16 protein-coding genes are annotated in these 11,792 nt (G+C 67.5%); 8 read left to right on the top strand and 8 right to left on the bottom strand.

The window, feature by feature from the left end; all coding sequences use genetic code 11:
• Window positions 1-42: 42 nt before the first annotated feature.
• Entirely contained in the window at window positions 43-396 is a 354-nt protein-coding gene (locus BM199_RS04085; RefSeq protein ID WP_091669839.1) for a YciI family protein, read from the top strand.
• Window positions 393-1,601: an RNA polymerase sigma factor gene (locus BM199_RS04090; RefSeq protein WP_218160280.1), complete on the top strand. Its 1,209-nt coding sequence runs from the start codon at window positions 393-395 to the stop codon at window positions 1,599-1,601. The genes BM199_RS04085 and BM199_RS04090 overlap by 4 nt, the downstream gene beginning before the upstream one ends.
• A gap of 204 nt (window positions 1,602-1,805) precedes the next feature.
• Here the strand turns inward: BM199_RS04090 and BM199_RS04095 are convergent, their stop codons facing one another.
• The 7 genes from BM199_RS04095 to BM199_RS04125 form a co-directional block, all read right to left on the bottom strand.
• Entirely contained in the window at window positions 1,806-1,997 is a 192-nt protein-coding gene (locus BM199_RS04095; protein ID WP_091669440.1) for a DUF397 domain-containing protein, read from the bottom strand.
• A 17-nt stretch (window positions 1,998-2,014) separates the two neighbouring features.
• The gene (locus BM199_RS04100) at window positions 2,015-2,884 is read right to left on the bottom strand and encodes a helix-turn-helix domain-containing protein (protein WP_091669442.1); all 870 of its coding nucleotides are present in this window, start codon (window positions 2,882-2,884) and stop codon (window positions 2,015-2,017) included.
• 69 nt (window positions 2,885-2,953) lie between these two features.
• Window positions 2,954-3,319, bottom strand: coding sequence for a hypothetical protein (locus BM199_RS33175; protein WP_143101757.1), 366 nt, complete (start codon window positions 3,317-3,319; stop codon window positions 2,954-2,956).
• Between the two features lie 39 nt (window positions 3,320-3,358).
• Window positions 3,359-3,955, bottom strand: coding sequence for a PIN domain-containing protein (locus tag BM199_RS04110; RefSeq protein WP_091669447.1), 597 nt, complete (start codon window positions 3,953-3,955; stop codon window positions 3,359-3,361).
• A 49-nt stretch (window positions 3,956-4,004) separates the two neighbouring features.
• Window positions 4,005-4,535, bottom strand: coding sequence for an excisionase family DNA-binding protein (locus BM199_RS04115; RefSeq protein ID WP_218160281.1), 531 nt, complete (start codon window positions 4,533-4,535; stop codon window positions 4,005-4,007).
• Between the two features lie 39 nt (window positions 4,536-4,574).
• A complete protein-coding gene (locus BM199_RS04120; protein ID WP_091669449.1) occupies window positions 4,575-4,925 on the bottom strand; it encodes a metallopeptidase family protein in 351 nt (116 codons plus the stop codon).
• 6 nt (window positions 4,926-4,931) lie between these two features.
• Entirely contained in the window at window positions 4,932-5,918 is a 987-nt protein-coding gene (locus tag BM199_RS04125) for a septum formation family protein (RefSeq protein WP_091669452.1), read from the bottom strand.
• Between the two features lie 158 nt (window positions 5,919-6,076).
• On the opposite strand from BM199_RS04125, the gene BM199_RS04130 reads away from it, so the two are divergent.
• From BM199_RS04130 to BM199_RS04155, 6 genes are all read left to right on the top strand, one after another.
• Window positions 6,077-6,676, top strand: a complete 600-nt coding sequence (locus tag BM199_RS04130; protein ID WP_091669455.1) for a hypothetical protein — start codon at window positions 6,077-6,079, stop codon at window positions 6,674-6,676.
• Window positions 6,677-7,843 (top strand): glutathionylspermidine synthase family protein, encoded by a 1,167-nt coding sequence (locus BM199_RS04135; RefSeq protein WP_091669457.1) that lies wholly within the window; start codon window positions 6,677-6,679, stop codon window positions 7,841-7,843.
• Window positions 7,844-7,904: 61 nt separating this feature from the next.
• The gene (locus BM199_RS04140) at window positions 7,905-8,354 is read left to right on the top strand and encodes a DUF350 domain-containing protein (protein WP_091669460.1); all 450 of its coding nucleotides are present in this window, start codon (window positions 7,905-7,907) and stop codon (window positions 8,352-8,354) included.
• Window positions 8,355-8,513: 159 nt separating this feature from the next.
• Window positions 8,514-9,425: a haloalkane dehalogenase gene (locus tag BM199_RS04145; protein ID WP_425425487.1), complete on the top strand. Its 912-nt coding sequence runs from the start codon at window positions 8,514-8,516 to the stop codon at window positions 9,423-9,425.
• Window positions 9,426-9,459: 34 nt separating this feature from the next.
• Entirely contained in the window at window positions 9,460-10,725 is a 1,266-nt protein-coding gene (serS, locus tag BM199_RS04150) for a serine--tRNA ligase (RefSeq protein WP_091669848.1), read from the top strand.
• 112 nt (window positions 10,726-10,837) lie between these two features.
• Window positions 10,838-11,362, top strand: coding sequence for a DUF3558 domain-containing protein (locus tag BM199_RS04155; protein WP_091669463.1), 525 nt, complete (start codon window positions 10,838-10,840; stop codon window positions 11,360-11,362).
• Between the two features lie 10 nt (window positions 11,363-11,372).
• Here BM199_RS04155 and BM199_RS33715 read toward each other — a convergent pair.
• Window positions 11,373-11,792 (bottom strand): hypothetical protein (locus BM199_RS33715; protein WP_177242453.1); only part of this gene is annotated, 420 nt, incomplete at its 5' end.

Here is an 11,792-nt window from a genome sequence, read left to right on the forward strand (position 1 = left end):
GCCGTTCGTGTAGAGGATGGAGACCGATCCGAGGAGGAGACCGTGACGCACTACCTGCTCAGCATCTACCAGCCCGACGGTGGCCAGCCCGAGCCGGAGATCCTCGACCCGATCATGAAGGACGTCGCAGCCTTCCAGGAGGAGGTGCGGTCCGCGGGCGCGTGGGTGTTCAACGGCGGCCTGCATCCGCCGAGCAGCGCGACCGTCATGCGGCCGCAGGGGGACGACGTGCTCGTCACCGACGGGCCGTACCTGGAGGGCAAGGAGCACATCGGCGGGTTCACCGTCGTCGAGGCCGAGGACCTGGACGAGGCGCTCGAGTGGGGCCGCAAGCTGGCCCGGGCGACCACGTTGCCCATCGAGGTCCGGCCGCTGGTCGACGGGTCCTGCGGTTGACGGAGGAGATCGAGCGCGTCTTCCGCGAGGAGTACGGGCGCGCGGTAGCCGTCCTGGTCCGCGTTTTCGGCAGCATCGACGTCGCCGAGGAGGCGGTCCAGGACGCGTTCACCGCCGCGGTGCGGCGGTGGCCCGACGAGGGCCGGCCACCGAGCCCGGCGGGCTGGATCATCACCACCGCGCGGAACCGTGCCATCGACCGATTGCGGCGCGAGGCCGGCCGAGACGACCGCCAGGCCCGCGCGGCCCTGCTGCAAGCCCGCGATCAGCCGGTGGAGGAGGACATCGTGCCCGACGAACGGCTTCGGCTGATCTTCACCTGCTGCCACCCGGCGCTCGCCCCGGCCGCGCGGGTCGCGCTCACACTGCGGCTGCTCGGCGGTCTGACCACCACCGAGATCGCCCGCGCGTTCCTGGTGCCGGAGAAGACCATGGCGCAGCGGATCGTGCGCGCCAAGGGCAAGATCCGCGCGGCGCGCATCCCGTACCGGGTACCGGGTGAGGCAGATCTGCCGGACCGACTGCCGGCCGTGCTCGCGGTGCTCTACCTGGTGTTCAACGAGGGCTACGCGGCCAGTTCCGGCGAGACGCTGACGCGCGCGGACCTGTCCGCCGAGGCGATCCGGCTGGGGCGGTTACTGGCCGGACTGATGCCCGACGAGCCCGAGGTGCTGGGCCTGCTCGCGCTGATGCTGCTGACCGAGTCCCGGCGGGATGCCCGCATCGGCCCGGGGGGTGAGCTGGTGCTGCTGGCCGATCAGGATCGCGGCCGGTGGGACCGGGGTCTGATCGCCGAAGGCCAGGCGCTGGTGCGGCGCTGCCTGCGGCGCGGACAGCCAGGGCCGTACCAGATCCAGGCGGCGATCAGCGCGGTGCACAGCGACGCCCCAACCGCTGCCGACACCGACTGGCGGCAGGTGGTGGCGTTGTACGACCAGCTGCTGGCGGTCGCGCCGAGCCCGGTCGCGGCGTTGCACCGCGCCGTCGCCGTGTCGGAGGTGCACGGCCCGTCGGCCGGACTTGCCCAGGTCGAGTCGCTGGACCTGGACGGGTACTACCTGTTCCACGCGATCCGGGCGGATCTGCTGCGCCGACTGGACCGGCGGGAGGAGGCGGCACGGGCGTACGCGGCGGCGCTGGCGCGAACCGGCAATGCCGCCGAGCGGGAGTTCCTCACCCGCCGGTTACGCGAGTGCGGCGGGTAGGGCGTTCGTCGGGGATGCGAACCGACCACCCAGTGTGATGCAACTTCCTACCTCCAACCGCACTTTCCCGGGAAAGGGCCGCTTTGCAGTGGGGGCACTTTCCCGGGAAAGTGCCGTTGGGGGTAGTTAACGGTGGTGTCGATCTTGCTTGGGCGTACTTGCAGACGCACCATCCCTGGACGGGAGGGTTGCTCTCCGCCCGGGTCAGCGCAGGTTGGTGAGGAACCGGGACCAGGAGGCCGGGGTGAAGGTGAGTGCCGGGGTGGCCGGGCTCTTCGAGTCGCGCACGCCCACGGCGGCGGAGGTGACCGCCACCTCGACGCAGTTGCTCTGGTCCTCACTGCCGCCGTCGCTGAAACTGCTCTTGCGCCATGCGGGGAACACTGCATCGGCCATGTCCGGCTCCTCGGTCGCTACTGCAGATCCTCGGCCAGCCGCTGCAGGAACGCGATGCTCGACGCCTCGTCGAGTGCCATTCCGCGGAGCCGGTCGAACTTCAGCTTAGCCCGATCGACCTCGTGTTTCTTCTCCGTGTCGGAACCGCCGAAGGCGTGCTCGACGTACAGCGTGTCCGGCAGCACCCGCCGGGGAAAGCGCAGGATCACGAACCCGCCGGCCATGCTGACGTGCGCGCCCGCTTCGATCGGGACGATCTGCAGGGACACGGTGGGCAGCTCCGCGAGTTCGGCCAGGTGGGCGAGCTGGCCGTACATCACCTCGACGCCGCCCACTCGGCAGCGCAGGGCGGTCTCGTGCACCACCGCCTCCAGGCTCAGCGGCCGCCGGGCGTCCCGCAACCGCTCCTGCCGGATCATCCGCACCCGCACGCCGTTCTCGATCCGCTCCGGCCGGACCTCGCCCTGCGCCTCGAAGATCGCGCGGGCGTAGCCAGCCGTCTGCAGCAGGCCGGGTGCCAGCAGCGGCTCGAACGTGCGCGCCGACTCCGCGTCGCTCTCCAGCGTGATGTAGCCACGGCCGTGGATGCCGTAGGCCTGCCACCAGCCCTTTCTGTGCGAGCGGCGGCAGAGGTCGAGAATCTCCTCGTAGCGGTTGACCTCGTTGTAGACGTCGAGCATGCTCTTGGCGACGTGGATGTTGAGCCCCTGCTGGCCGTTCTCCAGCCTGCTCAGCGACGCGGTGGTGTACTCGATGGCGCGGGCCGCCTCACCGAGAGACAGCCCGGTTCGCTCACGCAACTGCCGCATGATCCGGCCGAGCCTGCGGCGCGTGATCGTCGGGCCGTAGTCGTCCTCGGCCACTTCCCCCGCGTACTCCCCGGTCACCGATTACCTCCCGCGTACGGTCCTGTACGCAGTGTCCACCAGGGATGGCGAGCGTGTAATTACACGTCCTCAGTCCCGGCCGAGTTTGCGACGCCGGGCGTGCTGCGTCGCCAAGGCTTCGAACGCCTTGCGGAGCGGTGCTCGGATTTCCGGAACCAGGGAGCAAGTCCGCCCGTCGATCTCGATCATGGGCACGAATCCGAACGCTTCGGCCGCCCTATTGAGAAACGTCGCCCGGATCTCCTCCTCGGGGGACATCGTGTGCGGCTTCCCATCGGCAATTATCCGCAGTAGCTCAATGCGTTCGGGCGCTAGCGATTTGACAAGCAGATGGAGCTCATCAACGGTCTCCGGAGTGTCCTGCCAGCGGGTTGTGGGATTCAGTGCCGAATTCTCTGTCCAGTGCCAATTTGCGTCACGCTCGCGTCGTTCCATGTCATGTCTCGCTTACCTAGACGGAAGCACGCGGCTTCGCTACCGGTCACCGCGAATTGATAGATGGCCCTGATACGTGCGTACACGTTTCGCGAACTGAGGGCAGCCCGCAGCCTCCAGATGCTCGGCCAGCGGCGCCTTGCCTTGTTTCTTACGCCGCCAGTACTCCGTCTGCTCCAGGGTCACCGCGCACACAATCTCCGGGACGCTCTTATCAACAAGAACGAAGAAGTCATCGGGTGTGTAGACCTCGTACGGCAGCAGATCCGGATTGACGGGGCCGCCGGAAAAACCACCGTCGCAGGTCAACAGGATGTCAGCGTCGCAAGCGAGGGCGGCCGCGTGGACATGTTGGTCATGCGGGTCCGTGCCTTGAAACGAACCGTCGACCACGAAATCCTCCACGCGGCCGCCCTCGAAAGTTCTCGCGATCGTGTCACGTATCGCTCTGGTCTGCCGACCGTCCCAGCTCGGGTGGTTGCGTCTGAGCTGATAGACCGCCTCCGCGAGGATGTCCTCCGTCCAGTAGACGTTGTAGACCTCGCCACCGGGGTTGATGTAGATGAGGGCCAGCCAATCGCGCAGAGTCCTGGAGAACAGAACATTCGCGTCTACGAGAACTCTCTGCGCGGACATGGGCCCAGGCTAACGAGCGCCAGGCCCTCGGCGTGGACCGGCTGATTGTTCAGTCCTCATCCTCCAGTGCGCGCAACTCATCGAATGCCGCGCGCCGACGCTGCTGGCGCTGACGTTGAAACTGCAGTACGTCAGCCGTGCGCAACCTTGTATGCGTGCCCACTTTGTGTGCGGTGATCTCACCTGCTTTGATCATCTTCATCAGGGTCGGCCTCGACACGCCGAGTTGCTTCGCCGCTGTCGTCGTGGTCAGTTCCTCAGGCATCGCGCCCACGGTGACCGTGCCTCCAGCGGCCACGACACGCAGAATCCGGCCGACGATCGCGGACAACTCCGGTGGAAGTGCCACCGCCTTTCCACCTGTGGTGGATGCGGTGAACTGTTCGCTGTCGCGTGGCAGCTCCTGCACGACGTCACGCGCCTGAGTCAGCGCGCGTTCGTTCGCCATCAGCACGTCACGCTCGCCCAGAACCGCAGACACCGCTGACCTCTCTCCGCCGTGTGAAGATTTACAGATACAAGTGTGCAGGCTTTCAGATGCAAGTGCAAGCCTGACCTCGTTCTGCTCCGCCTCCAGCATGCTGTGATGCATCCGCGGCCGATCGCCACCACTCGGCGCTCAGCCCCAGCCGAGTTCGTGCAGGCGGGCGTCGTCGATGCCGAAGTGGTGGGCGATCTCGTGCACGACGGTGATGACGACCTCCTCGACCACGTCCTCCTCGCTGTCGCAGATCGCCAGGATTGGTTCGCGGTAGATGAAGATCTGGTCCGGCAGCACGCCGCCGTAGTCCGCCATCCGCTCGGTCAGGGCGATGCCGTGGTACAGCCCGAGGATGTCCGGCTCCTCGGGATTGCGGTCCTCGACCAGCACCACGACGTTGTCCATCGCCTCGGCGAACTGGGTGGGCACCAGGTCAAGCGCGTCCGCGACCAGTTCCTCGAAGCGGAGCAGGGGCATTTCCACCGGCATCCCGCCTCAGCCGCCGGTGCCCGGCTCGCCGGACTTCTCCGCGCCGGAGGACTCTGCGGGCTTCGACGGCGACGTGGTCTTCTCGGCCTTTTTCACGCTGCCCTTCACGACAGCGAGACCGCTGTCGTCCTCCAGCGTGGCGCCGACCTTGCAGTTGACCTTGGTGGAACCGACGTCCCAGCTCTCCTGTTCGCGCACGTCCCAGCCGAGGATCAGGCCCTTCTCGTCCAGGTCCACGCCACCGGTGTACTTGTCGGCGGCCTTGTTGCACTCGACGTCGAGCCAGGTCTGCTGGTCGTCCTGATTGGGCCAGCCGTCCTTGAACCGGTCCTTCAGGTCCAGCGTCGCGACGATCTCGTAGGCGTGCGGGCCAGCACAGTCCACCGGGTCGCCGACCGTCTTGCCGGTCAGCGCGAGGCAGGTGCCGGGCTCCCAGACCATCGACTGGTCCAGTTCCTTCGCCGGGCCGGTCAGGGGTTGCAGCTGCCCACCGGGGCCCGCCCACTGCACGCCGCACCGCAGCTGGCGATCACCTTCGGCCCACTTCGTCTCGGGCGGCCGGAGCAGGCCGACGGTCAGCTTGCCGAACGGGTCCAGCTTCGTGCCGAGGTACTTCTCCGCGGGCTCCGAGCAGTGTTCCTGGGCGATATGCCGCCAGAGGGTGAGGTCCGGCGAGGGAGCGCCCTGCGGAAATTTGTCCGAGATGTCCACCACACCGACCACCTCGAACAGGTGCGGCTCGGCGCAGGGAATTGTCCTCGCGTCGGCGGCATCGGGCTTGGACCAGGTGAGGCAGCTGCCCGGAGGGGACTGGAACGCCTGCTGCCGGGCCTGCTCCCGGGCGACGAGGACCGGGTCCTCCTGCTCGATCTGCCAGGAAAACACCCAGCTCAGGGCGAGCGCGACGATGGCTCCGACGGCCGCGGCGGCCATCAGCAGTTGAGTGCGCAGGGCTCCACCGTTCGACCGGAACCGCGCGTCGTCGTCGGACATCTATTCCATGATGCCAGTGCGACTCGAGCGGGTGGACCGAGCGACCCGTTACGGGACCGAACTCGGCGTTGCACGTTCTTCACCTCACTGGAGTAGATAGTGTGGTGACGGGGGCCGGCAGCTCAAATTCGTGGTGCCCAGCGGTTACGGAGTGCTTGATGACAGAAGACAACACCCCCGGCGGGGAGCAACCACGCAAGCGCGGGTCGATGCGGCGCCAGGACGCCGAGTCGACCAGCCCGCGCGAGCCGACGCTCGCCGAGCAGCGCGCACGCCGCAAGGCGATGATCGAAGAGAAGGAGCGCGAGGCCGCAGAGCACGAGGCGCGGGAGGTCGCCGAACAGAAGGCCGCGACCCGGCGCAAGGTCCTCATCGGCGGCGGCGTGACCGTCGGCCTCGTCGGGCTGATCGCCACCTTCTACACGGTTGCCCAGCCGGAGACGGTGACCGCGGTCTGCACCGACGCCGACGGCACCGTGGTGGACGAGCAGTACTGCGACGAGGACTACGCCCAGCAGCAGGGCGGTTACACCAGCGGCGGATTCATCTTCCTGCCGATCGGCGGCTTCGGCGGTGGTAGTGGCCAGTACCGCTACAACTACGGCGGCAGCGGCACCGTGGGCAGCCAGGTCTCCGGCGGCAGTTTCAGCAAGCCGTCGAACGCGAACATCTCCACCAAGTCGGGCAAGTCCGTCCAGCGCGGTGGGTTCGGGATCAGCAGCAAGTCCGGTGGATTCGGCAAGAGCGGGGGCTCGTAATTGCGCAGGGACTCGCACGCTCCGCGCCGGAACTGGCAAAGCACCGTCGAGGAGCAGGGGCTGGTCTTCGGCACCCCCGCCCGGTACGAATCGGGGCAGGCCCGGCCCTACTGGGACGAGTCGGTGCACTACGTGCTCGAGATGGACGAGGTCCTCTCGGTCGAGGCCGACGTCGAACTGCTGCACTCGATGTGCCTCGAAGCCGTGGACAACGTCGTGCTCACCGAGCGGTACGCGGACTTCGGCATCCCCGAGTGGATCTGGCCACACATCGCCGAGTCGTGGAAGCGGCGTGACCCGCACGTCTACGGCCGGTTCGACCTGCGCTACGACGGCCGGAGCCCGGCCAAGCTGCTGGAGTACAACGCCGACACCCCGACCTCGCTGCTGGAGGCCGCCGTTGTGCAGTGGCACTGGAAGACCGAGGTCTTCCCCGACGACGACCAGTGGAACTCCATCCACGAGCGGATGGTGGAGCGCTGGGAGGAGATCGGCGGCCTGCTTCCTTCGAAGGAGCTGCACTTCTCCTGGTCCAGCGCCGACACCAGCGGTGAGGACCACATCACCACCTCCTATCTGCAGGAGACCGCGGCGGAGGCCGGGCTGGACACCGTCGGTCTGGCCATCGAGGAGATCGGCTGGGATCCGCTGCTGAAGCGGTTCGTCGATCTCGAAGAGGCGCCGATGAACACGGTGGTGAAGCTCTATCCGTGGGAGTGGGTGGTCGACGAGGAGTTCGGCCGCTACGCCGTCGAGTCGCTGCCGCAGACGCTGTGGGTCGAGCCGTTGTGGAAGATGCTGCTGTCCAACAAGGCGATCCTGGCGCTCCTGTGGGAGAACTATCCGGGGCACCCGAACCTGCTGCCCACCTTTCTGGATGACCCAGGCCTGCTCACCGAGTACGTGCGCAAGCCGAAGCTCGGCAGGGAGGGCGCGAACGTGCAGATCGTCGCCACCGGCTACGAGACGCAGACCGGCGGTGTCTACGGCGCCGAAGGCTTCGTCTACCAGGCGTTCGACCCGCTGCCGGAGTTCGACGGCTACCGGCCCGCGCTCGGTGCGTGGATCGTCGGCGACAACTCCGCTGGTCTCGGTATCCGGGAGACGGCGGGGCTCGTCACCGACGACGGTGCCGCGTTTGTCCCCCACCGCATTCCCGAGTCGTGATAGAAGCACCACCAAACAGCACAATTCACCCGCTTAACCACAGCCAACACTGGGAGTACCTGTGACGACCCTCGCGTTGTCCGAAAATTTCGGCACCGACCTCGTAAACGGGATCGGCGCGATCCTGCTCTACGGCATCATCGGCCTGCTGATGATGCTGGTCGGCTTCTACGCCATCGACTGGACGACGCCGGGCAAGCTGTCCGAACTGGTCCGCAGGGGCCTGCCGAACGCGGTGATCGTGACCGCCTCGGGACTGCTGTCGATGGCGTTCATCATCGTGGTGGCCATCTTCAACTCGGCCAGCGATCTCACCGAGGGCCTGATCACCTCGCTGGTCTACGGCCTGCTCGGGATCATCGTCCAGGTGCTCGCGGTGCGGCTGCTGGAGTGGGCGACCCGCATCGACCTGCGCTCGACCATGGAGAGCGAGACCTTCGCCGCGGTGAGTGTCGTGGTGGCATCCGCGCACCTCGCGCTGGGTCTCGTGGTCGCCGTGGCGATCTCGTAGCCACTTGTCAAGTACGTCGTAAGGTAAATGTGACCTCTCCGTGAGGTTTCGACTAAACCCCCGGTGACCAGGAAAGACGTCACCGGGGGTTTGTCGTGCGGAGTGAAGTTGATCTACAACGGGTCGGCTCGGGCGGAATCCGCCACTAGCGTGATGGGTGTGCGCCTACTGAGGACACCGGACGACCGGTTCGACGACCTGCCCGACTTCGACTACGACCCGCAGTACGTGGACATCCCCGACCCGGACGGGGGACTGCTGCGGATCGCCTATGTGGAGGCGGGCCCCGCGGACGGGCGACCAGTGCTGCTCCTGCACGGCGAGCCGAGCTGGTCCTTCCTGTACCGCAAGATGCTGCCGGTGCTCGCCGAGGCCGGCCTGCGCGCGATCGCCCCCGACCTGGTCGGGTTCGGCCGGTCGGACAAGCCGGCCGAGATGGTCGACCACACCTACGCCAAGCACGTGGAGTGGATGCGTTCCCTCGCCTTCGACGCGCTCGACCTGCGCGATGTCACCCTCTTCGGACAGGACTGGGGCGGACTGATCGGGCTGCGCCTCGTGGCGGAGAACCCGGAGCGGTTCACCGGGGTCGTCGCCTCGAACACCGGGTTGCCCACCGGCGACCAGGACATGCCGAAGGTGTGGTGGAACTTCCGCGAGGCGGTGGAGAACGCGCAGATCTTCGAGGTCGGGCGGGCCATCGACGCCGGCTGCGTGACCGATCTGCCCGAGGAGGTGCAGGCCGCCTACGACGCGCCGTTCCCGAACGAGATGTACAAGGCCGCGCCGCGCACCATGCCCACCCTGGTGCCGACCCGGCCGGACGACCCGGCCACCGAGGCGAACAGGGCCGCGTGGGCGAAGTTGTCCACAATGGATATCCCGTTCCTGACCGCCTTCGGCGACAGCGACCCGATCACCGGGGGGATGGCCCCGGTGTTGCAGCGGTCGATGAAGGGCGCCGCGGCGCTGGAGCATCCGACGATCTCGGGTGCGGGCCATTTCCTGCAGGAGGACAAGGGCGAGGAGCTGGCCGAGGTGGTCGCCACCTTCGTCCGTGGGCTGCCCTGATCGCGCCGCTCGGCCGCTGGGTACGCTCGGGTCCGTGATTGACCCCAGGATTCTGCGTGAGGACCCGGACGTCGTGCGCGCATCGCAGCGCACCCGTGGTGAGGACGAGGGCGTGGTGGACACGCTGCTGTCCCTCGACTCCCGCCGCCGCTCCGCGATCGCAGGCGCGGACACCCTGCGGGCCGAGCAGAAGCAGCTCGGCAAGCAGATCGGCCGGGCGAAGGGGGAGGAGCGCGACGCGCTGCTGGCCAAGGGGAAGGACCTCGCCGCGCAGGTGAAGGCCGCCGAGGCGGAGCAGGGCGAGGCGTCGGAGCGGTTCGAGGAGCTGCACCGGGCCGTCCCCAACGTCGTGCACCCCGACGCACCGGCGGGCGGTGAGGACGACTACGTGGTCCTCAAGCACGTCGGCACGCCGAGGGAGTTCGACTTCAGTCCGCGCGACCACCTGGAACTCGGCGAGGGCATCGGCGCGCTGGACATGGAGCGCGGCGCGAAGGTCTCCGGATCACGGTTCTACTTCCTCACCGGAATCGGCGCCCAGCTGCAGTTGGGCCTGCTGAACCTGGCCGCCGCACAGGCCATGGAAAACGGATTCCAGCTGATGATCCCGCCGGTGCTGGTGCGCCCGGAGATCATGGCCGGTACCGGTTTCCTCGGCGCGCACGCCTCGGAGATCTACCGGCTGCGCGACGACGACCTGTACCTGGTGGGCACCTCGGAGGTGGCGCTGGCCGGGTACCACTCCGACGAGATCCTGGACCTGTCGCAGCAGCCGTTGCGCTATGCGGGCTGGTCGTCCTGCTTCCGCAGGGAGGCTGGCTCCTACGGCAAGGACACTCGCGGCATCATCCGTGTGCACCAGTTCGACAAGGTCGAGATGTTCACCTACTGCCGTCCTGAGGACGCGGAGGCGGAGCACGAGCGGCTGCTCGGCTGGGAGGAGCAGATGCTCGGCAAGATCGAGGTGCCGTACCGGGTGATCGACACCGCGGGTGGCGACCTCGGCACCTCGGCGGCGCGCAAGTTCGACTGCGAGGCGTGGGTGCCGACCCAGCAGGCCTATCGGGAGCTGACCTCGACCTCGAACTGCACGACGTTCCAGGCACGCAGGCTCAACATCCGCTACCGCGACGAGAACGGCAGGCCGCAGACGGCGGCCACGCTCAACGGCACCCTGGCCACCACCAGGTGGATCGTCGCGATCCTGGAGAACCACCAGCAGGAGGACGGTTCGATCCGCGTCCCCGAGGCCCTGCGGCCCTACGTCGGCAACCGCGAGTTCCTCACCCCGAAGTCCTGACCAGGTATCGCACTTTCCCGGGAAAGTGCGATACCCCGCGCGCGCAAACATCGCACTTTCCCGGGAAAGTGCGAGGGTGGGGGCGGGGCGCGGCAACCGTCGAGGAGGCAAAGTGCGAGGACGCGCATGCACTGCGCTGCTGGCTGGCCTGCTGCTGCTGGCCTCCTGCGCGCGGGTGGAGCCGGGCGCGGCGGTCTTCCCGCCTGGCGCGCAGCCGGTGACGAAGGGACCGTTCGAGGACCCGTGCGTGCTGCTGTCCGAGGAGCAACTGGCGGAGTTGGGCCTCGCGGCGGGAGAGTTCACCGAGGCGAACCCCAAACAGCGCGTCCCGCAGGGCTGCGACTTCCGCTCGGCCGACCCGGATCTGAACGACAACACGCTGACGCTGGTGATCAGTGACGAGATGTCGATCGCGGAGTACCGGGGGATCGACACGCCCCCCGACGAGGAGTTCGAACTCGCCGGCCGCACCTGGGGCCGCTACGTGGGCGTGTTCGGCGAGGAAGCCTGTCATCTGATGCTGCCGCTCGGCGAGTCGTCGTTCGTCGCGCTGCTCAGCCTCAATCTCACCGACAAGGCCAAGGCCTGCGACCTGCCGAAGGTCGCAGCACCGATGGTGGGCGAGAACCTGCCGTAAGGCGGCGGAGTCAGGCTCCGGGGGGAACGGCCGTGCCTCGTAGGTTGAACTCGAGGCCGAGTTGTTCGGCCAGTCCGGGCACGGTGATCTCGGTGATCGGGTCTGCGGTGGCGCGGTCGAGCTGGGTGATCTTGATGGGTGTCTCGCCGTCGAACGTCTCCTGGATGAGGTGAATCGACCGGTCGGTGAAGATCGCCTGGCTGGATTTGTCGCTGCCGGAGGTGAATCCGGTGTCGATTCGTGGTTCGGTGGCCCCGGAGGTGATGTCGGTGCTCATGATCCGGCCGTCGGCGGCGAGCCATTCGAGGTGACCGTCTCGGATGGCTCGCGAGTCGTAGGACTTCTGGGAGAACGCCTCGGGGTCGATCAGTTCCTCGGTGATGGACCGTCCTTGTGTGTCGGTGAGGGGCTGTTCGGTGTACTCGCCGTT

This window comes from Amycolatopsis marina (assembly GCF_900111885.1).
In the GTDB taxonomy this organism is placed as follows: Bacteria; Actinomycetota; Actinomycetes; order Mycobacteriales; family Pseudonocardiaceae; genus Amycolatopsis; species Amycolatopsis marina.

What these genes read in the sequence shown, in the direction of transcription:
- BM199_RS33175 (WP_143101757.1), bottom strand. Translation starts at nt 3,319, where the DNA reads ATGGAACGACGCGAGCGTGACGCAAATTGGCACTGGACAGAGAATTCG.
- BM199_RS04115 (WP_218160281.1), bottom strand. Translation starts at nt 4,535, where the DNA reads ATGCTGGAGGCGGAGCAGAACGAGGTCAGGCTTGCACTTGCATCTGAA.
- BM199_RS04095 (WP_091669440.1), bottom strand. Translation starts at nt 1,997, where the DNA reads ATGGCCGATGCAGTGTTCCCCGCATGGCGCAAGAGCAGTTTCAGCGAC.
- BM199_RS04120 (WP_091669449.1), bottom strand. Translation starts at nt 4,925, where the DNA reads ATGCCGGTGGAAATGCCCCTGCTCCGCTTCGAGGAACTGGTCGCGGAC.
- BM199_RS04125 (WP_091669452.1), bottom strand. Translation starts at nt 5,918, where the DNA reads ATGTCCGACGACGACGCGCGGTTCCGGTCGAACGGTGGAGCCCTGCGC.
- BM199_RS04130 (WP_091669455.1), top strand. Translation starts at nt 6,077, where the DNA reads ATGACAGAAGACAACACCCCCGGCGGGGAGCAACCACGCAAGCGCGGG.
- BM199_RS04110 (WP_091669447.1), bottom strand. Translation starts at nt 3,955, where the DNA reads ATGTCCGCGCAGAGAGTTCTCGTAGACGCGAATGTTCTGTTCTCCAGG.